The sequence below is a fragment of the Rhodococcus globerulus NBRC 14531 genome, from assembly GCF_001894805.1.
Classification (GTDB): domain Bacteria; phylum Actinomycetota; class Actinomycetes; order Mycobacteriales; family Mycobacteriaceae; genus Rhodococcus_F; species Rhodococcus_F globerula.
Window position 1 is genome coordinate 576,416 of the sequence record NZ_BCWX01000001.1, and the last position, 20,997, is coordinate 597,412.

The following is a 20,997-nucleotide window of genomic DNA, read 5'->3' on the forward strand; positions in this document are numbered from 1 at the left end:
GAGGTAGTCGCGGTGGTTCGTGTCCGGGTGGGATTGCTGTGTCTGAGTGTGGGTTCGGCGTTACTGCTCACCGGTTGTGGTGGTGATGCGCAGTCTGCGCCGACGCCGACCACGCAATCCAGTACAGCAGTCTCGACCACGACCCAGGTAACGACGACCGTTCCGGTACCTGTCACCACGACGACGGCCGCGCCCACAACTGTGCCGCCGACAACCACATTGACGGACGTGCACTTCGAGCGCAACGAGTCCTACTACTTCACCACTCCGGACGGGAACTTCCAGTGTGGCATCATCAGATTGCCCACCCGCATCGAAGCCGGGTGTGAGGGAACGACAACTCCGGTGCCGCCGCGCCCGGACAGTTGCATGGTGAACTGGGGCAACGGAATTCGTGTTCAAGATGAGGGTGAAGGTGCCTTCATGTGCTCTGGTGGCCCGGTGTACATGTCCGGCGGACCCGAAGCTGATCCGGTGCTTCCGCCCGGAACGCCACTGTCTAAGCTGGGCTTCACATGTACTACCACGGCGACGGATGTCTCGTGTGTCAACGAGCAGACCACACACGGATTCACCGTGGCTGCCGATTCCAACGAGGTGTTCTGATGTCCGACGTGAGCGTAGAACCGGCCGACGAGGTCGGTCCGACAGAATGGGGCGAAAACCCGAACGGCGTCGGCCCGTGGGCGGAGTTTCACGGGACGGACCTCCCAACCGACAAGCGCTACGACCCGCTGCTTCTGCTGGAGGGTGACCGTCGAAACGTGTTGGACGAGTACAGGTACTGGACACGCGAGGCGATTGTCGATGACATCGACTCGCGGCGTCATCCGATGCACGTGGCCATCGAGAATTTTGCGCACGACGCCAACATCGGCACCGTGGTTCGTACTGCCAACGCGTTTGCCGCAGCGGCCGTGCATATCGTGGGCCGGCGACGGTGGAACCGCCGCGGCGCCATGGTCACCGATCGGTACCAACACATCGTTCACCATGCTGACATCGGCGAGTTGGTCGAGTACGCACGTGAGAATTCGCTCACTATCGTTGCCGTCGACAACACCCCCGGATCGGTACCACTCGAAACCGCGAGCCTGCCGAGAGACTGCATTCTGCTGTTCGGCCAGGAGGGTCCAGGAGTGACCGAACTGGCGAAAGAGGTTGCGTCCATGACGGTATCGATTGCACAATTCGGCTCGACCCGCAGCATCAACGCCGGCGTCGCGGCAGGTATCGCGATGCATGCCTGGGTGCGGGAGCACGCGGATCTGCGTAACTCCCGCTGACCTTGCCGGAGTCTGTTAGCTGGGTAGGCGCTAGCGCCGCAGGCTCCGAGGGGACAGGATATGTCTTATGCAGCAAGTGTGGGCGGAACGCGCAGATGCGGCCGAAGGAGCCATTGTCAGTCGGCATCTGCGACGGTTGTGGGCAATGCCGAGAACAGCGCTGGGTGTCGTGGCGTGGCCGGCGGTGCGCCGCGAGCGCATGTTCCGCCCGTGGCATTACTGGTGGCAGGCGCATCTGCTCGATACTGCCGTCGACGCGCTCGAACGTGACCCGACGCCCAAGCGTCGTCGTCGGATTGCCAAGGTTGCCCGCAGCGTCCGGGTTCGCAACGTCAGGTCCTGGACCAACAGCTACTACGACGACATGGCCTGGCTTGGGTTGTCGCTCGAACGCGCCCAACGGCTGTTTGCACTGGACCATCGCAGCGCCGTACAAGCTCTCGAATCTCAACTCTTCGACTCGTGGTCGCCGGAGGACGGTGGCGGAATTCCCTGGTGCAAGGGTTCCGATTTCTACAACACCCCGGCCAACGGCCCCGCCGGGATCATGCTTGCTCGGACTGGCAAGCTGTGGCGAGCTCAGGCGCACGCCGACTGGATCGAGGAGACTCTGCGTGATCCCGAATCAGGTCTGATCTTCGACGGTATCCGCCGCGACGGAACGCTCGAACGGGCCATTTACTCGTATTGCCAAGGAGTCACTCTCGGCCTGGAGACGGAACTGGCGACACGGTTGGGTGAACCGAGGCACCGCGAGCGGGTTCATGCCCTCGTCAACGCGGTCTACGACGGTTTGACCGATCGCGGCGTCATCATCGGAGGCGGCGGCGGCGACGGTGGCCTGTTCAACGCGATCCTGGTGCGGTATCTGGCGTTTGTCGTGGTCAACCTGACCTGGGAGAGCAACGAGGACATTCGGGCGAAGGAGATCGCCGCGCAGATCGTGCTGGCGTCGGCGGAAGCCGCCTGGAAGAACCGCCTCGAGGTGGAGGGGTTACCGCTGTTCGGTCACGACTGGACCCGCGACGCCACGCTGCCGAGGCTTTCCGGGGAACTGGCGACGTTCACGGGAGGTTCGGTGCGATCGTCGAGCGTCCCGGAGCGTGACCTGTCAGTGCAGTTGGGCGGTTGGATGCTGATGGAAGCCGCATACGTCGTCTCAGCGGCGGGATATCCGCGTAAACGCTGAGCGCCAGAGCCTCAGCCGGGCAAACGCTAAAGGCGTCAGTCCAGAACTTCCTCGACCTCGACGTCCTCGGCGGGGCGGGCCATTTCCTTGCGGTACTGCCAGATGCCGAGACCGGTGCCGACGACCAGGCTCACGGTCATCACGATCAGGACCGCCGGCAGGAGCCAGGGGACACGATCGAGGAACGAGCCGCCGTAGAAGCCGATCAGCAGCAGAACCGGCGCCCAGATGATTGCGCCGATGGTGCTGGCCACGGTGTATCGCGTGTGGTTCATCTTGGCTGCGCCCGCGACCATGGGGCACAGGGTGCGTATCCAGGGGATCCACCGGGCGATCAGGACAGCCCAGAAGCCGTGTCTCTCCAGCAGGATGTTGACCCGGTGCAGGTTTTTCTCGGTGAAGTATTTGCCACCTTTGCGGGCCTTGATGTGGTTGCCCGTTCGGTGACCGATGACGTACCCGACCTGATTGCCGGCAATGGCGGCGATCATGGCGCCCACCGAGAGAGCCCACACGTGTCCGGCGCCGGATTCGTGGCCGGCCAGCACAATTCCTGCAGTGATGAGGAGAGAATCGCCGGGAAGGAACAACCCCAGAATGATCGCGCATTCGATGAAGACGAATGTCACGACGATGATCCACACCAGCGCAGGACCAGCGGTTTCGAGGGGACCGAAACTGCCGGACGCGAGTGTCATGGTGGTCAGTTTCTTGCCTCGGTTCTGGTGATCAGTGAGTCGGTTCCTCGGTCACGGATTCCGAATTGTCCGTAGTTGAAGTATTCGCCGTTTCACCGCGTCGTGACGCGAGAAGGCGCTTTCCGATTTCGAAAACGATCGGCAGGACAGACACCAGGACGATCAAGATGAAGATGTAGTCGACGTTGTCGCGGATGAATTCGATCTGACCGAGGAGGTAGCCGAGCATCGTGACGCCGGCACCCCACAGAATGCCACCGACGATGTTGTAGGTGAGGAAGAGCGAGTACTTCATCTTCGATGCGCCGGCGACAACCGGAGCGAACGTGCGCACGATCGGCACGAAGCGGGCCAGGATGATGGTGATCGGGCCGTGCTTTTCGAAGAACGCGTGTGATTCGTCGATGTACTTCTTCTTGAAGAACTTCGCGTCGTCGTTCTTGAACAGCGCAGTTCCACCCTTGGCGCCGATGTAGAAACCGACCTGGTCACCGAGGATCGCCGCAATCGGAATGGTCACCAACAGCACCCACAACGGCGCGAACGGCTCGATCTCGGTGGATTTGGACGCCGCGATCAACCCTGCGGTGAAGAGGAGGGAATCGCCGGGCAGGAGCGGAAACAGTAGGCCGGATTCGATGAAGACCACCAGAAGCAATCCCACCAGAACCCACGTTCCGAAGGAGTTCAAGAGGTTCACGGGATCGAGGAAGCCGGGCAGCAAGGCCAGGTTCGTCACGGATTCAGTTGCTGCCTGCACATTCACGGAGGCCAGACTACCGGGAGCGTCTGAGTGTTTCCCACTGCTGCAGGTCACCGCGTCGTCCACGTCACGGCGAGACCGCAAAGAGACGTGGCGACCACGACTTGCCATACTGCTAGGACCACACGAAGCGCTTTATACATCGTCGAGCGCTCCGAACGACACGTAAATGGAGGACTCCCGCCGTGCCTATCGCAACTCCCGAGGTCTATGCCGAGATGCTGAGTCGGGCCAAGGAGCATTCCTTTGCCTTCCCCGCTATCAACTGTGTCGGCTCCGAATCCATCAACGCAGCCATCAAGGGCTTTGCAGACGCCGGCAGTGACGGCATCATCCAGTTCTCGACCGGCGGTGCCGAGTTCGGTTCCGGTCTGGGCATCAAGGACATGGTTACCGGTGCTGCTGCACTCGCCGAGTTCGCGCACGTGATTGCCGCCAAGTACGACGTCACCATCGCGCTGCACACCGATCACTGCCCGAAGGACAAGCTGGACACGTTTGTGCGTCCACTGCTCGCCATCTCGCAGGAACGCGTCAACGCCGGCCGTAACCCGCTCTTCCAGTCCCACATGTGGGACGGATCGGCTGTCCCGATCGACGAGAACCTGGCGATCGCCAAGGAACTGCTTGCACTGTCGAAAGCTGCAAACATCATCCTCGAGGTCGAGATCGGTGTTGTCGGCGGCGAAGAAGACGGCGTCGAAGCCGAGATCAACGACAAGCTGTACACCTCGAAGGAAGACTTCGAGAAGACGGTCGACGCTCTGGGCGTCGGCGAGCAGGGCAAGTACCTCCTCGCTGCCACCTTCGGCAACGTGCACGGTGTGTACAAGCCGGGCAACGTCAAGCTCAAGCCCGAGGTTCTCGACGAGGGCCAGCGCGTTGCCGCAGCGAAGCTCGGCCTCGCTGCCGGCTCGCAGCCGTTCGACTTCGTGTTCCACGGTGGATCGGGCTCGCTGAAGTCCGAGATCGAGGCTTCGCTGAACTTCGGCGTCGTGAAGATGAACGTCGACACCGACACGCAGTACGCGTTCTCGCGTCCGATCGCGGGTCACTTCTTCACCAACTACGACGGCGTCCTCAAGGTCGACGGTGAGGTCGGAAACAAGAAGGCTTACGACCCGCGCAGCTACCTCAAGAAGGCCGAAGCAGGCATGACTGCTCGTGTCATCGAGGCGTGCAACGACCTGAAGTCGGCCGGCCGCTCGGTGTCCGGAGGCTAGAACTGCTCGATCGAAAAACTGTGCGCGCCCACGAAGTCGAAGACTTCGTGGGCGCGCACAGTTGGTTACGGTTCGAGTGTTTAACCGGTCTGGCTCGGGTCGCAGACCTTCCAGGTTCCGTCCTGGCGTTCCAGATCGAAGGTTCGCCACGACCGTTCCCCGGTTGCCGGGATGCTCGCCTCAACTTGGGCGATAGCAGTGTCGTCGGTGATTCGGACGGCGTCGACGGCGCTGACCTGGGGAATCGTCTTCTGCGTTACCGCATTCTGGTGGACCTGGGCAAAAGCGTCGTCCGGGACGGACTGGTAGTAGTCGGCGAGAGAACCACACGTTGCGGTGCGCAGAGCGGCAATGTCACCGGACGCGAGAGCGTCGACGTACGTGCTGATCGCCGTTTGGACCTTAGCTTCCGGTGAGTTTTCCCCGCTGCTGCTCTCGGACGAGACATACAGAGCGACGCCGATCGCGGCCACGATGGCGACAGCGGCTGCTCCCGCGGCGATGTACCATCCCTTGCCACCGCGCTTCGTCTGCTCCGGCGCGGCCGGCTCGATTCGAGTGGGAAGAGGCTGCTGCGGCGGAATTCCGGCTGCTACTCCGACGCGTTGCGGCGCGGCGCGGACCGGCTGTGGTGCCTTGGGCTGCGGCGACGGACGTGGCGGCGACTGACGTTGCGGTGCCTGGGGCGGCGGCATCTGGGGCTGCTGTGCCTTGGGAATGGCTACGGTTGCGGGCTCAGGCGCCGGGGGCTTCGGAGACGCCTTGGGGATCGCGACGGTGGCGGGTTCAGTCGGCGTCGAACTTTCCGGCGCGCCCTGTTTTTCCGGCGCGCCCTTTGTCGAGTTGTCGTCTTTCGAGTCCGGCACCGGTCATCCTTCGGTCTGGGGCAATTGACGTCCCCAGCGTAACGATCGGTCGAATCCGGTCGTAACGGCGACCACGGGTGAGGCGGTCCGGTGCCCACGGACCGCAGCGGGCACAATAAGCCCATGACCCAATTCGGTGACCTGCTCGGACCCAAGCCCACTCTGCTTCCCGGCGACGACGACGCGGAATCGGCCCTGCTCAACCACGCTGATCCGGCTCAGGTAGCGGCTGATCATCCCACTGCGTCCATCGCGTGGGCTTATCTGGCCGAGGCCGCATTCGAGAGCGGCGCAACCATCACCGCGTACGCCTACGCGCGCACCGGTTACCACCGCGGACTCGATCAGCTTCGTCGCAATGGTTGGAAGGGCTTCGGGCCCGTCCCGTACAGCCATGAGCCCAATCGCGGTTTCCTCCGTTGTGTAGCAGTGCTGGCCAAGGCCGCGCAGTCGATCGGTGAGACAGACGAGTACGCCCGCTGCCTGGACCTGCTCGAGGATTGCGACCCCAACGCTGCCGAAGCGCTTGGCGTCGGTTAGCAGTTTCCGTCCGAGCGCGTCGAGCATCAAGGACCGCGCTCGCAAGTCGGGGCGCCGACTGAGAACGTCGGCGCTACCGATTCTTCAATGCGCACTGGCCGCAGGGTTGGCGTGGTGGGTTGCCACCACGGTGATCGGGCACCACGCGCCGTTCTTTGCGCCCATTGCCGCTGTCGTGTCGCTCGGGCTGTCGTTGGGTGCTCGCCTGCGTCGCTCGTTCGAGTTGGTGGCCGGTGTGACGGTCGGCATCGGTATCGGCGATCTGATCATTTCCGGTATCGGCAGCGGCGCGTGGCAGATCAGCCTGGTGGTGGTGCTGGCGATGTCGGTGGCGGTCTTGCTGAACAGCGGCCCCATCTTCTCGATGCAGGCCGGTAACTCGGCTGTGCTGGTGGCGACGTTGATTCCGCCAGGGGGTACCGGCGGAATCGACCGCATGATCGACGCACTGGTCGGTGGTTTGGTGGGCATCGCGGTGGTCGCGATCATCCCCACACATCCCGTGCGACGCGCTCGTAAGGACGCGGCGGCGATTCTCGCGACGTCGTCGGAGGTGCTGGCGTTGGTGGCCGACGGATTGCGAGCCAACGATCCGGAGCCGATAGTGAAGGCTCTCCGTAAGGCCCGCGCGACGCAGTCGGCGATCGACGGATTGCGCACCAATCTCAAAGGCGGGCAGGAGATCAGTCGGATCTCGCCGCTGTACTGGAACACTCGCCCGCGGCTCGAACGACTCATGGCGACAGCCGATCCGATCGACAACGCGATGCGCAACATTCGAGTTCTGTCGCGGCGTTCCCTGACGTTGGTCAGGGACGACGAAATTCTTGATCCACGTCTGGTGACCCAGGTGGAGAAATTGTCCAAGGCCGTCGACGTCTTGAGGGAAATGATCCTGGCGGAACCGGGGGAGCAGCCTGATCAGGCGGAGGCCGCTCGGGTGCTACGTTCGGTGGCCAAAGAACTGAAGCCGGCAATTGTGGAGACGGCCGGCCTGTCTGCGACGGTGGTGTTCGCGCAGATCCGCTCGCTGGTTGTCGACTTACTGCAGGTGGCGGGGATGAAGCGTATTTCGGCAATCGCTACGTTGCCGCCCACTGTGGAGAAACCGGCGTACCAGCCTGAACACTGACCTTTGTCCCGCTCACCGAGCAACCCGTTGTATATATGCGAATGTATGCATATGATCGGGAGAACTCAGGAGGTAAGCGGTCATATGGGGTCAGGGCACGGTCATTCTCACGGTCACACGGCGGCAGATTCGGTCGGAGTAGGACCGAGTCCGACGCGCATCCGGAAGATGGTGATCGCACTTGCGATCCTGGTTGCCTTCCTCGTTCTCGAGGCGACCGTCGGCTTGCTCATCGGCTCACTGGCTCTGCTCGCCGACGCCGGCCACATGCTCACCGATGTTGTCGGCATGGCCATGGGGTTGACAGCGCTTCTGCTCGCCAAGAAGGGGAGCAGCACCGCTGCACGGACTTTCGGCTGGCATCGCGCCGAGGTCCTCACAGCGATGGCCAACGCGGCCATGCTCTTGGCCGTGGCGGCGTGGGTGATGTACGAGGCCATCGGCCGCATCGGTGACGAACCCGAGATTCCCGGCGGTGCCCTCATCATCACTGCCGCAGCGGGTCTGCTCGCCAATATCGTGGTCATGCTCATGTTGCGTGGCGACTCCAAGGACAGCCTCGCCGTGCGCGGCGCCTACCTCGAAGTGCTCGCGGATGCCGTTGGCAGCGTTGGCGTTCTGATCGCCGGCGCTGTGGTCCTACTGTTCGGCTGGACGTGGGCAGACATCGTTGTCGGTGTGCTCATCTCGCTGTGGGTGGTTCCCCGCGCACTCAAGTTGGCGGCCGCGTCGCTGCGCATTCTGACGCAAGCGTCGCCGGCCGATGTCGATGTCGAAACCGTCGAAGCCGATCTGGCCGCGCTACCCAATGTCAAGGGCGTGCATGATCTGCACATCTGGACCCTGACGACGGGGATGGATGTTGCCACAGTGCATTTGACCAGCGACGCCGATTCTTCGCACGTTCTCGAATCCGCCCGCGCGGTCTTGGAAAGTCACGGGCTTTCACACGCGACAGTGCAGGTGGAATCGTGCGCCAACGGCGAGCATTGCGAGAAGAACGTCACTTGGTGAACCGGGTGATCTCCTTTCCCGGCTTCCAGAGGTCCACGTACATATGTTCGTCGTCGACGGTCGTGTGAACCACCTCCTCGATGTCGAGGACAAAGAGGTGCAGGGGTTTCGGAACGTCGTAGGTGTAACTGGCAAGAACGGCCTCGAACTCGTCACCGGTCACCTCTCGTGCGGTTCCGGCGATCTTCGCGTCGCCGCCCTCCATCGTGTGCTCGCCGGGATTGCTGTGGAGGGCGTAGCGCCCGTCGCGGATGAGGTCCTTCGCCTTGAGAGCGCCGAACATCGATCCGAGCACCAGACGCCCGTCCAGCATTTCCACTTCGGTGCCACTGACCCGCGGTGAACCGTCCTTGCGCAGCGTTGCGAGCACGTGATGCTTGTGGGCCTTGAATCGAGCTTCGACGGCTGTGGCTAGGGCGGGAACTTCTTCGGAGAACTGCTTCCAGGTGACCATGACGGTCATTCTGCACCCCTATTCCTGACAACTTCTGTCAGTGATTCTCGGTAATGTTCGCTCCATGAGATCCGCGCGCCTGCTTCAGCTCATGTTGCGATTGCAGGGCAGTCGAGGAGTTGTAGCCGAGCAGTTGGCCGGCGAGTTCGGGGTGTCGGTACGGACGATCTACCGCGATGTGGCCTCGTTGTCCGCTGCCGGTGTGCCGATCTGGACCGAAAGTGGCCCGGGCGGCGGTATCCGCTTGCTCGACGGCTGGCAATCCAAGCTATCGGGAATGACAGACGACGAGACGTCGGCGCTGATGCTGCTGGGCGTGCCGTCCATCGCCGCCGATCTGGGCCGGACGGATTCCGCGGACGCCGCGGCCGCAAAACTGCTGGATACGATGCCGCCGAGCCTGCGGAAAGGCGCGCGGTTGTGGCAGGACCGCATTCTTGTGGACGTCCCCGGATGGTTCGGTGGCAGCGACGATATCTCGGCACTGCCGACTATTGCGTCCGCGGTGCTGGATTCACGCCGACTACGTTTCACCTACCGTGACAACCAACGGACGGTTGATCCGCTCGGTCTCGTGATCAAGGCCGGGGTCTGGTATCTGGTGGCACGTCTGGGCGGTCGAACTCTGTCGTTTCGGGTCGGCCGAATCACCGGCCCCGTGGTGTGTGACGAATTATCCGACAGGCCTGCGGATTTCGATTTGGCGACATGGTGGGCGGCATCCATGGCGGAGTTCGACCGTTCGCTGTTGCGTTTCAGCTGTCGGATTCGATTGTCCCCCAACGGTCGGCGAAGACTCCCCGAGGCGGTGGGAGTCGAGGCGTCGCGAGTGGTGCCAGGTCCGCCTGATTCGGCCGGATGGATGGACGTCGAATTGAGATTGGAAAGCCCTGAAGTTGCGCTCTCTCAGTTGATCGGTTTGGGTGCGGACGTCGAAGTGCTGGAACCGTTGTCGCTGCGCGATGCAGTGTGCGCGGTGGCGGAGCAGATGGCGGCGCGCCACAGGCACATCGACTAGGCCGTCGCCGATCGCTTTGCCAGCACGCTCGTAATACCCAACTGCGCTGCGACGATCACCGCACCGACCACCAGGCCGAGAGCTGCAGATGCAAGAGTGTTGACGATCCATGCCAGGACTCCGCCGACACCGGCAATATCCTTGACCGCTTCTTCGCCGTGATGAACGGCGTCGTAGAGGGGATGGAAGCCGAGTTCGTCGATGCCGACCAGAAGAATGTGGCCACCCACCCACAGCATTGCGGCGGTGCCCACCACGGAGAGCACCGACATCACGTGCGGCATGCCGCGAACGAGCCCGCGCCCGACCTTGTGAGTGAAACCAGACGACGACTCGGCGATGCGCAAACCGATGTCGTCCATCTTCACGATCAATCCGACAACGCCGTAGACGACAACGGTGATCACCACAGCGACGACGGCAAGAATGATCAGTCGGCTCCAGAAACCTTCACCCGCGATGGTGTTGAGTGCGATCACCATGATCTCGGCCGACAGAATCAGATCGGTACGCACGGCGCCGGAGACAACGGCCTCTTCGTCACGCGGATGCTCGTCTGCGCTCTCGTGATGGTCGCCGTGGCCGAAAATCGCTCCCCAGATTTTGTGGACAGCTTCGTAGCTGAGGTAACAGCCACCCACCATCAGCAGGGGAGTCAGTAGCCCGGGGAGGAACTGGCTGAGCAGCAGCGCGATCGGCAGAATGATCAGCAGCTTGTTGCGCAACGACCCGATCGCGATGCGCTTGATGATCGGCAGTTCGCGTTCAGCCGCCAAGCCGCGCACGTACTGCGGAGTGACAGCCGCGTCGTCGATCACCACGCCGGCAGCCTTGGCCGTTGCCTTACCGGTCGCGGCAGCTACGTCGTCGATCGACGCTGCTGCCATCCGAGCCAGAGCGGCGACGTCGTCGAGCAGGGCAAACAGTCCGCCGGCCATCACAGACCTCCAGTGGAATCAGTGGAAAGGGGTGGCCGGACGGATCCGGTAACGCAGTTGCTTGATCGCACGAAGTCTCTATCCCATGAACGTCGGAGGCGGCGGCAGGTCACCTCGAACGATACCGGCGACTTCATAGCGTGAGTAGCGCAGACCCGACGTCAACTCTGCAGACATCGTTGCGTTAAGGGCTTCCGGGCTAGTTGTTCGCGTGCGAGACTGCACAGGGGATCGACCGAATGGGATCGACCGAATGGGGCATCATGCGCGAACCGGACACAGCACAGGTCGCCAAGAGTTTCGACGCGATGGCGACTCACTACGACCGACAGATCGGACGCTTCGAGCGCTTTGCACTCGGTGACGCACGTAGATGGGCAGTCGACAAAGCGCGCGGCCGCGTCGTCGAGATTGCCGTCGGTACCGGCCTGAACTTGCCGCTCTACGGTAAGGACGTCGACTACGTCATCGGAGTGGACATCTCGAAAGCGATGCTCGATCAGGCCCGCGCCAGGGTCTCCGAGGGTGTGAGCACCAGCGTCGACCTTCGGTACGGAGACGTGCAGGAACTGGATATCCCCGACGAGTGCGTCGATACGCTGCTGTCCACCTACGCGTTCTGCACGATTCCTGATCCGGGCCGAGCTGCAGTCGAGGCCTTCCGCGTTTTGGTGCCCGGCGGTCGATTTGTACTGGCGGAACACGGGCCGAGCACCAATGTTTTTGCGCGGGCCGTGATGAAGGTGGTCGAACCGCTTTTTGTGCGTTTCGGTTCCGACCACCTCACTCGCGATCCCATCGGATACCTCGAGGACGCGGGTTTCCTGATCGACGAAGTGCAGCGCAGCGGACGGGGCGGGGTCGTGTTCCGAGTAGTGGCGAGCAAGCCGGATCCCGAATGGACGGCGTTGGGTCACTGACTGACGGACCGGACCTTGCCGGACTACTCGACGGGTATGCCTTGCCGCGGCACCGACTTCGTGCCGGCGGTCTCCGTGCTGGCGGTATCCGTGCTGGAGCTGGGAGTCATCCCGAGTGATGCGACTGCGGATGCAACAGCAATTGCGACGATGACCCACCAGGCTTGTCGGAAGGTGCTGTAGTCGACCGCGCTTCCGAGGACTGCGATCAGGATGCTCACGCCGAGCACAGTACCGATCTGACGGCTCATGCTGATGACGGCGCTGCCCGTGGCCGATCGCGCCGCGGGCAGGTCGGCTGTTGCCTGCGAGAGGATGGTGGGCAGAGCGAGGCCGACGCCGATCCCGGTGATGATCCACCCCGGCAGCAGTTGGGTGGCGTAGTGCGGTGTCGTGTCCACCGACAGCAGGACAAAGAGTGTGCCGGCTGCCCAGAGCGCGCTGCCCAGAGCGGCTACTCGGCCGGCGGAGTATTTGCGGGTGAGGGCTCCGCCCACGATGGCAAACAACGGAACCATCATCGGACCGGGAGCGACGGCAAATCCGGTTCGCAGTGCCGAGTATCCCCAGACTTCTTGCAACCAAAGGATATTCGCGAGAAGTCCGGCCGCGAATGTGGCGCTGAACAAGATGGCGGTGATATTCGACCAGGCAAACGAGCGGACTTTCAGGAGATCCGGCGCGATCAGCGGAGCGGAGTGGCGGGAGTTGCTCCACCAGAACGCAATCAGAGTGACCGCGGCGAGTGCACAGGCAATAACGATGCGCGGGTCTGTCCATCCCCAGTCAGGACCCTGAACCAGTGCGAGAGCAAGAGCGCCGATACCGACGGTGAGGAGTGCGGCGCCGGCCAGGTCCATTCCTGCATCGGGGTCCTTCTCCGCGGCATCCGGGACAAGTCGAACGGCGAAGTAGAGCAGCACGATCCCGATGGGAACGTTGATCAGGAACACCCAGTGCCACGACGCCTCCACGAGCATGCCGCCGACAACGGGGCCGAATGCCGCTGCCGCAGCGCCGGAAGCGGCCCAGATGCGAACGCCGGATTGGCGTTTCGCGGCCGGGAGTGCGTTGATCAGAAGTCCGAGGCTGGCCGGGGTGAGTGCTGCAGCGCCCACGGCCTGGACGATGCGGAATGTCACGAGCATCCACAGTGACGGACTGAAAGCGCAAGCGGCACTGGCGAGAGTGAAGAGTGCGAGACCGGCGATGAACGCTCGTTTGGGGCCGATGCGGTCAGCCCAACGCCCGAGTGGGATGAGCAGTGCGGCGTAGACGATTGCGTATCCGTTGAGGATCCAGCTGAACTCGCCGAGTGAATGTCCGGGAAAGCTCTCGGCGATGTCGCCGAAGGCCACATTGACGACAAAGAGATCGAGGCTCGCAACAAATGGTGCTCCCGACAGGATTGCCAGAAGTGGGCCCGTCCTGACGGGCTGACTGTTGAGTTCCATAGTCAGGAACCTAAACCCTGGCTATGGCAATAGCAAGTCAGGGAGTATGGTGGTGAGCATGGACGCAGTGCGACTGACCGGAGTCTTGGCGGATCGGGACGCGTGGCAAGCCACGCATTGCTCGATCGGCCGCGCAATGGAAGTGGTCGGCACGAGGTCGGCGATGCTCATCCTGCGTGAGGCTTATTACGGCACAACCCGTTTCGATGATTTTGCGTCGCGGGTCGGTATCACCGAAGCGGTAGCGTCGGCGCGCCTGAAGGATCTCACTGCTGCCGGCATCTTCGAGCGTCAGCCATACAAGGATCCGGGGAAGCGTACTCGGCATGAGTACGTGCTCACCGAGATGGGCCGGGATTTACTGCCGGCGGTGTTGGCGCTCATGCAGTGGGGCGACAAGTACCTGCACGGGGGCAGGGGTGGGCCGCTCAACGTTGCCGACGACAGCACTGGTGAACCCGTGACGGTCGACGTGCGCAACCAATCCGGCCACGTCGTGCCACTGGGGGAGTTGCGGGTGTCCGTGAACGGCGCTCGGGTGCGCGGCAACAGCTAATCGTCGAATATCGATTGGCGATCCTGTTGAGCAAGGTGGTCATCGGAGGATTCGGTCGAGATACGCGCGGCGCTGGGTGTCGTCGTAATCCCCGGGTGGCCGGTTGCGGGTGACGACACGCTTAGCGACTTGCAAGAGACGTTCAGGCGCAGCTTCCTCGAGCGTTCCTATCGGTGCCAGCCAGCGCGGGACTGTGACCTCGCGACCTGGTCGGCGTGCAGTGTCGGCGATGGCGCGACCTACCTGTTCGGGTTGCAGCGTGGGTTGCAGATCGAGCGAAACACCAGAGGTGAGTTCGGTGTTGACTGCCGCAGGCATGATCGTAGTGACCGTGACTGCGGTGTGGGCAATTTCGGCGCGCACAGCCCGCGACAGGGCGGCAACGGCGAACTTGGTGGCGCAGTACACCGCGATTCCTGGTGTGGTCACCTTGGCGGCCATTGATGCGACGTTGACGATGTGGCCGCAGTTGCGGGCCAACATGTCGGGGAGGAAGACGTGCATGCCGTTGATGACGCCGCCGAGGTTGACCGCCACCTCCTGATGATGGCCTTCGAGGCTTTGGTCCACGAACGGACCTAGCCGCATGATTCCGGCATTGTTGACGAGCATCCGAACCGGGCCGTCGGCGCTGGCGGCAGCCCAGAACTTTCGCAGACTTTCCCCTTTGGTGACATCGAGATGCATTGACTTGGCATCGATTTCAGCAGCGGTGCGGGCGGCCTCCTCAGTGTCGAGGTCACCGATCCACACTAGTGCTCCCCTGCGAGAAAGTTCAGCAGCAGTGGCACGTCCGATGCCGCGGGCTGCGCCGGTGACACAGACGACGGCCCCGTCGAGTTCGATCATGACCGCACCTCCTCGTTCTCGAAGTGGCGCAACGCAAAGTGGGCGATAGTACGAATCTCACCGGTGTGCATCGTGAGCAACGCTCTACCGAGGTACAGCCCTGGTAGCAACTCGACGATCTCGTCACGGGTGCGTTTGATCGGGAAGGTCCGCACACTCGGATTGCAGTACTCCTCGATGCCGTAGTCCAGCGCGATCACGGGAATCTTGGGAGTGACCAGTCCGACATCGGCGCTGTAGCGAAAGTCGAAGCCCACAATCTCCGGGCCGGCCCGACGCAGGCCGCGATAGAGCGGCGCGATCACCCGCATCGCATAGCGCGCCAACGGGATCAGTCGATTGAACCCCGTACCTGACTCGGCGTTGAACGTCTTGCCCTGCCACGTCGGGTTGATCGCGAGCAGCGGATTGGCCAACGCGGCCTCGGGAACATTGAAGAGTTTGCCCACGATCAAACCTTCGTAGGCACCGTCGAGCTGCTCAGGCCGTGTTCCGGCGGCAAACAACGCGCCGATCTGGTCGCGGCGGTCGGCCCTACTCAGCTCACGCAGGTACCGCCATCCCTCTACTCGCGCTCGACCCGGCGCGTGTTTGGAGAGCTCACGCAACTCGGCCAGTATCGGCCCGATCACCGCTGTGACGGTGGAGGGAAGTTGGGTGGCGCCGGTAGCAGCAGGCGGTGTGGGTGACATCGATGAACGTCCTCTCGGTAGCCGATGAACTATTCTGGTACCAAACTGTGCCAAATATGGTCGACAGGTGTCAAGGGCCCTACGCAGCGAACGAGACAAGGCGAATGCCACTATGGCTGTCATGAGTGCCCAGCCTGCGCGGAGCTACGGCGGAATCGATGCCGGCGAGCGGGTGCGGGTTCGCCGCAACCAGCTCATCGACGCCGCGCTGGGAATCATGGCCACTGACCAGTGGCGCACCGCGACGGTCGCCAGGGTGTGTTCCACCGCTGGGCTGAACAAACGCTATTTCTACGAAAGCTTCGACACCCTCGATGCACTGGCGGCGGCCGTCGTCGAGGAAACCGCACGTCACGTAAGCGAGAGTGCCGTCCTCGCGTTCGCAATGTCAGCAAAGAAGTCCCTGCAGGAGAGGGCCTTTCAGAGCATCGACGCTGCGGTGCGAGCCCTGGTCGAGGACCCTCGTCGCGCCAGGGTGCTCTTCGACGCGGTTTCCGCGTCCCCTGCGGTGTTGGCCCACCGGGCCGCGGTCGTTCAAGGCCTCGCGACGATCCTGGTTCAACACGCCCGCGAAGTTCACGATGTAAAACTCGAACGAGACAGCCTGGCCCGAGTTACGCCGGCGTTCCTCGTCGGTGGCACCGCCGAGGCGATCATGAGCTGGCTCAACGGCACTGTCGATATCACCCTTGAGCAACTGATCGATGACCTGAGCACGCTGTGGCTGATCACCGGCAACGGCGCCGCCGACCACGCCCGCCGGCGACTGCCCGAGGAAAAGCCGTGAGCATTGCAGAGGCGATCCGCGTCATTTTCTTACCCAAGGGTGGTTTGCCTGTGATGTGACGGTTGATCCGGCCACCTACGGTGTCCCAAATTGAACTCCGCTGCGCTCCGCTCTGGAAAAGCACTGATTTGTTTAAGGGATGGCCGCCGCGGCGTTCTCGACAGTCGACTGCTTATCGAGAAGTGTGACTTGATCGCTATTTAAGGACACGACGGAGAGGTCGCCTACCCAGGTGTCAGCCCGATCCGTGGCGAAGGGAGTGCGCCTTCTGTCACGGAAACGTAAGTGCCGAAACGTATCCGATGAATCACCCGTGCAGCCTGCATTGTGGTGAGGCTCGATCAAAAGTTCCATGACCACCCGAAAATTCAGGTGGAGGATGACCGCTCTAGGCAATCTTGTTTGTCCATGGCTGCCGCGCCGCCGCTTCGCGCTGGCTTGCCAGCGGATATACAGTCGACTGTCTCGACGACCGAGTTCGCGTTCGCGCTCAATACCACCGAAAACCCTTGACGCTGGTGGTTGGCCCAATTGGGTGTTCATCTTGTTCGCGAGCCATTCTGCGTCCGTCTGGACCATCGGTCCGTGCAGGCAGTAGTGGCCGCCGTTGTCTTGGACGTAATGGGTGTAGCACTTGTTTTCGTATCCACCGTGTCCTGCGATGCGGGGCACTGTAATGAATCAGGCGGTGTTGGTCTCGGTCATGGTGGTTCCTTCCGGAGAGTCCGTAGAGTCGCTCCCCTCGACACGGTGTTCGGGGCGACTTGTGCGACGACTTTCTTGGCCGCTCGGGGAGTGAAACACCCCTGAAACACCTTAAGCAGTTTGGGGAGGAACCTGGCTTGATCAGTTCGTGGCGGCGAGTTGGTCGGTGTCGAATCTTTCGTGGCGGGGCTATGCGGTCGAGGTGACGACGGGTGGCGTCGAGTTTTGGGCGATCGTTTCCCAGCTGAGGGTGGGGTCGGCGAGTTTGCGTCGGGCGGTGTCTTTGACGTTGTGGGGGAGATCGGAGGTTGCGATGAACTGTTCGAGTTCGGCAAAGAGGTCCGGCTCGAGTGAATATTCTTGGAACCTGTCCGAAATGCCTTTTGAATCGAACGAACGTTCGAGTATCATTGTGGTCAAGGGTGGGGAGGCTCTGATGACCACGGTCAGCGATTTTGTTTCGGTGGGGGATGTTGTAGCCGGTTCGGCTGCGGGTGTGCGTGGCAGGTTGTGGCGGTTGCGACCGGCTGAGGTTCGGGACGTTGCCGTGAGTGCGTCTGCGGAAATTCTTCGGCTGGAAGCGATTCGAGTTGCCGCGGTTGACGAGTTGGCGCTCAATCCGGACGAGCAGGTGCTCTGCTACCGCGGTGTTGGGCGGTGGTTGGCGGCGAACACGATGCTGCAGAACGCGGCCGGCAACAAGATCGCCGCCCTCGGTGCCGCGTTGCGGGGGTTCCCGGACATTGCTGCCCAATTCGAGGCCGGTGATCTCTCGCTCGATCATGCGGCAATAATTGCCGCATTCTGTGAATCCCCACCAAAAGGTATGCCGGAGAACGCTCTACCGTCCTGCATGGCAACACTGCTCGCTGCGGCATCCGGCGTGGAGGCGACCACCATCAAACTCCGGTACGCGATTGCGGTTTTGGAGCGGATCTTCGAATCGGATGAGACCCCGCCCGGTGAGGATGATGACCTCAACGTCTTGCGGATTTCGCCGACGTTGAACGGTCGGGTCGCGATCAAGGGCGATTTCGATGCACTCACTGGTGAGATGTTGTTGTCGGCTCTCTCGGGTTTGTCGATGCCGAAACCGGCCGCGGACGGAACCCCGGATCAGCGATCAGCTGCCAAACGCACCGCCGACGCGTTCACGGAACTGGTTCGCCGGTATCTCGACAATGCTGTCACCGGTGTTGATGGTGGGCAGCGTCCGCATGTGAATGTGCACATCACCGCGAAAGATCTTGCGGAGCATCGGGAATGCGCGACCATGCGTAGCGATGTCGCGGCGGATTTCGATGAGCCTGATCTCGAGGATCTTGACGTCGGATACATGCCCTGGATGGGACCACTCAGTGTGAGCCTGACCCGGATGCTCGCCTGCGATTGCATGCTCTCGACGGTGTTGATGGACGGCAAGGGTGCGCCGCTCGATGCGACGCCACACAAACGCCTCGTCGCACCCGAGCAACGCACCGCGTTGATCGCCCGGGACAAAGGATGCGCCTTCCCCAACTGCGATGCGGTTCCGGCTTGGTGCGACGCCCACCACATAAAACCGTGGTCAGTGGGCGGTCTGACGGTGATGGACAATCTCACCCTCCTCTGCCGTAGCCACCACCGACTGATCCACAGCACCAGCGGGTTCCGCGGGATCTGGGAAATCAAGATGGGCGATGATCACAAACCGTGGTTCATCCCGCCGGCCGCGATCGACCCGAAACAACGTCGCCGCCGCTCCACCACCCGCCAAGGGCCAGTGCATCGAGACTGAATCCGGCCCTGCCGGAACTGAACACTGCGCGTTTGCTTCGCATCACCAGTAAGACGATGCGAAGCCAACAGGCATGCGCAGGTTCGGAAATTCCGTGGCGATCTTCAGCCGTGCGTTAGCTCAAGGACTTCTTGAACCCGATGTGTGAGGCGACAAATCCGAGGCGTTCGTAGAACTCGTGGGCTTCTGTCCTCGTCTGGTCGGAGGTGAGCTGAGCGAGGAATGCGCCGCGCCGTGCCCCCTCGTCGCATGCCCAACGCAGCATTGCGCTCCCGATTCCCTGGCTGCGGTGATCCTCGTGCACCCGAACGGCCTCGATCTGCATCCGGGTTGCACCCATCCGGCTCAGTCCGGGGATGAAGGTGAGTTGCACGGTGCCGATCACGTTGTCGTCGGCGGTGGTGACAACAACAAGCAGGTGTGCGTCGTCGGCGTCGATCTTCTCGAAAGCCTTCTCGTAGATCGTCCGGGCGTCGGGATTTGTGGTTTCACGAGTGGACCCGATGGGGTCGTCGGCTAGAAGGTCCACCAGGGTGCCTACGTCGTGAAGCTCTGCCTTTCGGATGGTGTACACCGAATTGCCGCACTCTATCGACGCCGAAATCATCAGTGGTGCTCCTGTTGAAAAGTTAATAGACCGAAATGTCAGGTTCTCATGTCGGCGTTCAGCGTTGTTCGGAAGGGTGCGATCTCCGTCACGTCCAGAAGCGCATCAATGAATTGCCGGCCGCCGCGTAGTTCCCGGGTACCCCACTGAGTTCGAAGATCCAATAGATCGCGTCGAAAAAGATCACGTTGACCTGAGGGACAAAGAGAACTGCGACCAGAAGGAGTAATCCATACGGTTTTAACTGGTCGAGTTGCGCTCGGGTCGTTGGCTTCAGGAACGGCTCGAGCGCGCCGTAGCCGTCTAGTCCTGGAACCGGCAACAGGTTGAGGACGGTCGCCATCACCTGCAGGAACGCGAGGAAACTCAACCCCGCCCAGAACGTCACATGCTCTGGTCCGGATCCGTAAATGCGTATGACGACAAGCAAGACTACGGCGGCGATGGCGTTGGTTGCCGGACCGGCCAGGGAGATGCGGGCCTGGACTTTGGGCGAGAACATCCCGGTGCGCAGATAAACCGCACCGCCGGGCAAGCCGATACCGCCAAGAGCTATGAACAGCACCGGGAGCCCGATCGAGAGCAAAGGATGGCTGTATTTCAACGGGTTGAGCGTCAGATATCCACGGGCTGCGACGTCGGTGTCGCCATGACGCCACGCAAGAAACGCGTGGGCGAACTCGTGGAGACACAAAGTCACCACCCAGCCGGCGACGACAAGAACAAAAACCCCGGCCCGGCCGGACACGGAACCCCAGTCGGAACTCCAGGCAACAACGCCGCCGAGGACAGCGACGGCGACGACCCCGAGGAAGACGGGGCTAGGCCGCACGGCTGACCTCGCAGCGCCCGTTCTCACCGGACCAACAGCCAGGTCTTGTCGTGGCGGTAGAACGTCGAGCGTTTGAGGTCCCTGGGGTTCGGAACACCGTCGCGCACGAGGTGGGCTGCGGGCGCTCCCAGTTGGACGGCTCGACCTTCCAGCCACCGTCGCCCAGCCCAGCGACTGCGGCGATCAACGGACGCCCGGATGCCTGGCAGCTTGGGGCTCGGAACAATCCGGACACCCTGCACAGTGCCCGAGAAGAGTTTGTTGTCGTCGACATACGCCTCACCGATCAATTCCTCGGTTCCACCTGGGCCGGTGACCGTGGCAGCGCCGACCAGCGCTATTCCGGCGTCGTCGCGAATCAGTGGCACGACGTGCGCGGTGCCTTTGAGTGCTGCGCGGGCAGCTTTTGCGCCCGTGGACAGTCTGTACGCATCGGTGGCGTCCGACCGATCCTCCGTGACGTAGGCGAGTTCGACGTCCAATAGCTCGAGACGCATCAGTCGCGTCAGCACAGCGGCAAACGCCGCGTCCGTGCCGACCACAATCAAGCGGGGTTCGGAGACGACCTTCAGTTGTGCCAGGGCCTCACTGAAGTCGTCTTTCTCGGGCACCTCCGGCAGCGCGAACGACGTGACCTCGCCCAACGGGAGAGGCACGGGTGAATCGCCACATCTGAGTACCACTGGGGTCAACGCGT

24 protein-coding genes are annotated in these 20,997 nt (G+C 62.3%); 12 read left to right on the forward strand and 12 right to left on the reverse strand.

Features of this window, described 5'->3' with window-relative positions:
* Nucleotides 1–12: 12 nt before the first annotated feature.
* From RG2_RS02435 to RG2_RS02445, 3 genes are all read left to right on the forward strand, one after another.
* Entirely contained in the window at nt 13–606 is a 594-nt protein-coding gene (locus RG2_RS02435) for a DUF6636 domain-containing protein (RefSeq protein ID WP_033235820.1), read from the forward strand.
* Nucleotides 606–1,286 carry a TrmH family RNA methyltransferase gene (locus RG2_RS02440; RefSeq protein WP_033235668.1) on the forward strand — a complete coding sequence of 227 codons (681 nt, stop codon included), beginning with the start codon at nt 606–608 and terminating at the stop codon, nt 1,284–1,286. The genes RG2_RS02435 and RG2_RS02440 overlap by 1 nt, the downstream gene beginning before the upstream one ends.
* Nucleotides 1,287–1,353: 67 nt before the next feature.
* Nucleotides 1,354–2,475, forward strand: a complete 1,122-nt coding sequence (locus RG2_RS02445; RefSeq protein WP_033235667.1) for a glycoside hydrolase family 76 protein — start codon at nt 1,354–1,356, stop codon at nt 2,473–2,475.
* Nucleotides 2,476–2,510: 35 nt separating this feature from the next.
* Here RG2_RS02445 and RG2_RS02450 read toward each other — a convergent pair whose 3' ends face one another.
* The gene (locus RG2_RS02450) at nt 2,511–3,173 is read right to left on the reverse strand and encodes a DedA family protein (protein ID WP_033235666.1); all 663 of its coding nucleotides are present in this window, start codon (nt 3,171–3,173) and stop codon (nt 2,511–2,513) included.
* Between the two features lie 31 nt (nt 3,174–3,204).
* Nucleotides 3,205–3,939 carry a VTT domain-containing protein gene (locus RG2_RS02455; RefSeq protein ID WP_033235665.1) on the reverse strand — a complete coding sequence of 245 codons (735 nt, stop codon included), beginning with the start codon at nt 3,937–3,939 and terminating at the stop codon, nt 3,205–3,207.
* 182 nt (nt 3,940–4,121) lie between these two features.
* Between RG2_RS02455 and fbaA the strand changes: the two genes are divergently transcribed.
* Entirely contained in the window at nt 4,122–5,159 is a 1,038-nt protein-coding gene (gene fbaA / locus RG2_RS02460) for a class II fructose-bisphosphate aldolase (protein ID WP_033235664.1), read from the forward strand.
* Nucleotides 5,160–5,239: 80 nt separating this feature from the next.
* Here the strand turns inward: fbaA and RG2_RS02465 are convergent, their stop codons facing one another.
* On the reverse strand, nt 5,240–6,025 hold the full coding sequence (locus tag RG2_RS02465; RefSeq protein WP_033235663.1) for an Rv0361 family membrane protein: 786 nt from the start codon (nt 6,023–6,025) through the stop codon (nt 5,240–5,242).
* 123 nt (nt 6,026–6,148) lie between these two features.
* Between RG2_RS02465 and RG2_RS02470 the strand changes: the two genes are divergently transcribed.
* The 3 genes from RG2_RS02470 to RG2_RS02480 all read left to right on the forward strand — a co-directional run bounded on the left by RG2_RS02470 (nt 6,149) and on the right by RG2_RS02480 (nt 8,711).
* Nucleotides 6,149–6,565, forward strand: a complete 417-nt coding sequence (locus tag RG2_RS02470) for a DUF3151 domain-containing protein (RefSeq protein WP_033235662.1) — start codon at nt 6,149–6,151, stop codon at nt 6,563–6,565.
* Entirely contained in the window at nt 6,552–7,697 is a 1,146-nt protein-coding gene (locus RG2_RS02475; RefSeq protein ID WP_033235661.1) for an FUSC family protein, read from the forward strand. Before RG2_RS02470 ends, RG2_RS02475 begins: the two co-directional genes overlap by 14 nt.
* Nucleotides 7,698–7,781: 84 nt before the next feature.
* On the forward strand, nt 7,782–8,711 hold the full coding sequence (locus tag RG2_RS02480; RefSeq protein WP_033235660.1) for a cation diffusion facilitator family transporter: 930 nt from the start codon (nt 7,782–7,784) through the stop codon (nt 8,709–8,711).
* Here the strand turns inward: RG2_RS02480 and RG2_RS02485 are convergent.
* On the reverse strand, nt 8,701–9,165 hold the full coding sequence (locus RG2_RS02485) for a pyridoxamine 5'-phosphate oxidase family protein (protein WP_033235819.1): 465 nt from the start codon (nt 9,163–9,165) through the stop codon (nt 8,701–8,703). The genes RG2_RS02480 and RG2_RS02485 overlap by 11 nt on opposite strands.
* A gap of 64 nt (nt 9,166–9,229) precedes the next feature.
* Here RG2_RS02485 and RG2_RS02490 point away from each other — a divergent pair, with 64 nt between their 5' ends.
* Nucleotides 9,230–10,183, forward strand: a complete 954-nt coding sequence (locus RG2_RS02490) for a helix-turn-helix transcriptional regulator (RefSeq protein WP_033235818.1) — start codon at nt 9,230–9,232, stop codon at nt 10,181–10,183.
* On the opposite strand, the gene RG2_RS02495 is transcribed toward RG2_RS02490, so the two are convergent.
* Entirely contained in the window at nt 10,180–11,121 is a 942-nt protein-coding gene (locus RG2_RS02495; protein ID WP_033235659.1) for a DUF808 domain-containing protein, read from the reverse strand. The two genes, RG2_RS02490 and RG2_RS02495, sit on opposite strands and share 4 nt — an antisense overlap.
* A 239-nt stretch (nt 11,122–11,360) precedes the next feature.
* Between RG2_RS02495 and RG2_RS02500 the strand changes: the two genes are divergently transcribed.
* Nucleotides 11,361–12,041, forward strand: a complete 681-nt coding sequence (locus RG2_RS02500; RefSeq protein WP_033235658.1) for a class I SAM-dependent methyltransferase — start codon at nt 11,361–11,363, stop codon at nt 12,039–12,041.
* Between the two features lie 23 nt (nt 12,042–12,064).
* On the opposite strand, the gene RG2_RS02505 is transcribed toward RG2_RS02500, so the two are convergent.
* Complete coding sequence (locus RG2_RS02505) at nt 12,065–13,495, reverse strand: MFS transporter (RefSeq protein WP_051730625.1); 1,431 nt, start codon at nt 13,493–13,495, stop codon at nt 12,065–12,067.
* Nucleotides 13,496–13,553: 58 nt separating this feature from the next.
* Between RG2_RS02505 and RG2_RS02510 the strand changes: the two genes are divergently transcribed.
* Nucleotides 13,554–14,051 carry a winged helix-turn-helix transcriptional regulator gene (locus RG2_RS02510; RefSeq protein WP_033235657.1) on the forward strand — a complete coding sequence of 166 codons (498 nt, stop codon included), beginning with the start codon at nt 13,554–13,556 and terminating at the stop codon, nt 14,049–14,051.
* Nucleotides 14,052–14,090: 39 nt separating this feature from the next.
* Here the strand turns inward: RG2_RS02510 and RG2_RS02515 are convergent, their stop codons facing one another.
* Both RG2_RS02515 and RG2_RS02520 read right to left on the reverse strand, forming a co-directional pair.
* Nucleotides 14,091–14,900, reverse strand: a complete 810-nt coding sequence (locus RG2_RS02515) for an SDR family oxidoreductase (RefSeq protein ID WP_033235656.1) — start codon at nt 14,898–14,900, stop codon at nt 14,091–14,093.
* Entirely contained in the window at nt 14,897–15,592 is a 696-nt protein-coding gene (locus tag RG2_RS02520) for a hypothetical protein (RefSeq protein ID WP_051730624.1), read from the reverse strand. The genes RG2_RS02515 and RG2_RS02520 overlap by 4 nt, the downstream gene beginning before the upstream one ends.
* Nucleotides 15,593–15,713: 121 nt before the next feature.
* Between RG2_RS02520 and RG2_RS02525 the strand changes: the two genes are divergently transcribed.
* Nucleotides 15,714–16,379 (forward strand): TetR/AcrR family transcriptional regulator, encoded by a 666-nt coding sequence (locus RG2_RS02525; RefSeq protein ID WP_033235815.1) that lies wholly within the window; start codon nt 15,714–15,716, stop codon nt 16,377–16,379.
* Nucleotides 16,380–17,273: 894 nt separating this feature from the next.
* Here the strand turns inward: RG2_RS02525 and RG2_RS02535 are convergent.
* Nucleotides 17,274–17,504 (reverse strand): hypothetical protein, encoded by a 231-nt coding sequence (locus tag RG2_RS02535; protein ID WP_133637944.1) that lies wholly within the window; start codon nt 17,502–17,504, stop codon nt 17,274–17,276.
* 16 nt (nt 17,505–17,520) lie between these two features.
* On the opposite strand from RG2_RS02535, the gene RG2_RS02540 reads away from it, so the two are divergent.
* Nucleotides 17,521–18,861 carry an HNH endonuclease signature motif containing protein gene (locus RG2_RS02540; RefSeq protein ID WP_072782382.1) on the forward strand — a complete coding sequence of 447 codons (1,341 nt, stop codon included), beginning with the start codon at nt 17,521–17,523 and terminating at the stop codon, nt 18,859–18,861.
* A 115-nt stretch (nt 18,862–18,976) separates the two neighbouring features.
* Here RG2_RS02540 and RG2_RS02545 read toward each other — a convergent pair whose 3' ends face one another.
* The 3 genes from RG2_RS02545 to RG2_RS02555 form a co-directional block, all read right to left on the reverse strand.
* The gene (locus RG2_RS02545) at nt 18,977–19,468 is read right to left on the reverse strand and encodes a GNAT family N-acetyltransferase (RefSeq protein ID WP_033235653.1); all 492 of its coding nucleotides are present in this window, start codon (nt 19,466–19,468) and stop codon (nt 18,977–18,979) included.
* 88 nt (nt 19,469–19,556) lie between these two features.
* On the reverse strand, nt 19,557–20,327 hold the full coding sequence (locus RG2_RS02550; RefSeq protein ID WP_033235652.1) for a site-2 protease family protein: 771 nt from the start codon (nt 20,325–20,327) through the stop codon (nt 19,557–19,559).
* Nucleotides 20,324–20,983, reverse strand: coding sequence for a hypothetical protein (locus RG2_RS02555; protein ID WP_033235651.1), 660 nt, complete (start codon nt 20,981–20,983; stop codon nt 20,324–20,326). The genes RG2_RS02550 and RG2_RS02555 overlap by 4 nt, the downstream gene beginning before the upstream one ends.
* Nucleotides 20,984–20,997: the final 14 nt, after the last annotated feature.